Source organism: uncultured Campylobacter sp. (genome assembly GCF_938030685.1).
In the GTDB taxonomy this organism is placed as follows: Bacteria; Campylobacterota; Campylobacteria; order Campylobacterales; family Campylobacteraceae; genus Campylobacter_B.
Genome location: NZ_CALHHX010000102.1, coordinates 1 through 1,676 on the forward strand (window position 1 = coordinate 1; position 1,676 = coordinate 1,676).

2 protein-coding genes are annotated in these 1,676 nt (G+C 46.4%); one reads left to right on the plus strand and one right to left on the minus strand.

The window, feature by feature from the left end:
* Positions 1-260 precede the first annotated feature (260 nt).
* Entirely contained in the window at positions 261-569 is a 309-nt protein-coding gene (locus Q0369_RS04740) for a hypothetical protein (RefSeq protein WP_298096693.1), read from the plus strand.
* A gap of 577 nt (positions 570-1,146) precedes the next feature.
* On the opposite strand, the gene Q0369_RS04745 is transcribed toward Q0369_RS04740, so the two are convergent.
* Positions 1,147-1,676 (minus strand): hypothetical protein (locus tag Q0369_RS04745; RefSeq protein WP_298096695.1); only part of this gene is annotated, 530 nt, incomplete at its 5' end.

Genomic DNA, 1,676 nt, shown 5'->3' on the forward strand with positions numbered 1-1,676 from the left:
ATTTTGGACGTAATCAACGATAACTAATCGCGCTTGCGCCTTTGTGCGTGGTAAGCGACATCTGGTCGATTATTTTTGCCCGCCGTCTTGCGGTAGAATTTGTCGCGGCGATCTTGCGGCACGCGCTTGCGGATCGTTGCGCCTAAATTTTATTTATTGATATAATTAACATGGCTTTAAAATACTCAAATGCGCGCTTACTTGTAAGATTTATCTCGCCTGCGGCACCAAGCTGCGATAATGTCCAGCTCAAAGCGGCTGTGGAAGGTATCAATAAGAGTGCGCCGATGCGAGTCGACGAGATTACCACGTTAATGGGCGCTGAGTGCAAAGATGGCAGCTTCATCTACAACTACGAGCTAAATGACGGCATGGGGATGAAATTTGACAGTGTCGGAAATGATCAAAAAACCGTGATACAAAATGTCATAGATAGCCAAAATAAGCAAATTTTTTGCAACCAGATGAAAGTAATGCATCCGCTAATAAACAGCGCGATATGGAGCTATAAGATAAAAAGTGGCGAAGAATTTATAAGGGTAGAATTTAAGCCTAGCGACTGCAAGTAGGGCTTGCGCGAGATTTAAAATTTAGCGCGGCGTGAGCCTTTGCCTGCTCGCCCGCGCTGAATTCGCTTAAAATTTATCCGCTTCGCTTTTGATTTCGCCTGTGCAAAAGCAACATGCTAAAATTTCTGCTTAACTTTTACAGCGCCGTCGCGTATAGTATGACGCAGATCAGCGTGTATTTCGTCGCCACAAAGCGCTAAAACGCACCGAGTCCTTTTTAAGCCACGATCTAATTTTGCGTCAAATTCTGCCAGCGGCGTTTTTCATTAAAATTTCACTATTTCACGTGGAATTATATCTATGCGGCAGCGCAAACACCGCGTAAAGCTTTAACGCGAAATTCTATAAGTTACGGAATCTTATTTGAAACAGCATCGTAGATTTTGAGTCAGAATTTTGGGATTTATTGTGACGCTGCACCTGCTGCGATGAAATCTTACTAAATTTTATCCGCGACCTGCTCACATAAATTCTGCGTCAAAGCATGAGCCTGTTCACAAACTTGCAGATGTGTCAGCCGCCAATGTGCCGCCACACAAAACGCGGCTAATCAAATGCCTCGCTTGGGTTTTAAAATTCACCGCGCACAACTGCTTTTATCCAGCGTGATTTTTATCGGCGGCAAGCCCTCTATCTCGTAATTTAACACCATCGTTTTGCCGAGCTCCCGCAGGCGTTGCGAGAATTCCGTGCTGCAAAAGCTGGCCTTCGCCTTAGCAAACAGCATCTCTTTTAAAATTTCCGCATCGCCCGCATCCAGAGTGCTAAGATCTAAATTTGGCGAACTATTTAGCGCGTAATCGTATATGAAGCTACCCTCTTCGCATGCGGCGCCTTTTAAAATTGTAGCATCGTCGATCCTGCGCGGCGCGCCCTCGTTTATCCGCGCTAGCGCATCTCGCACCTGTTTGCTTTCGCAGAAATTTCGCTCTAGCTCGCTGCGTTTTTTCTCCGCGTAAAATTCCACCGCCACGTTTGCCAAAATTCCGATTCCAAGTAGCACTAGTAAAATTTTAATCGGCTTATTTAGCCGCGCGCTTAAGCTTCGCGCATCCATCAGCGCGCCCTTTCGCAGCACAGCAGCGTGTGTCCGACGCCCAGCCCGTC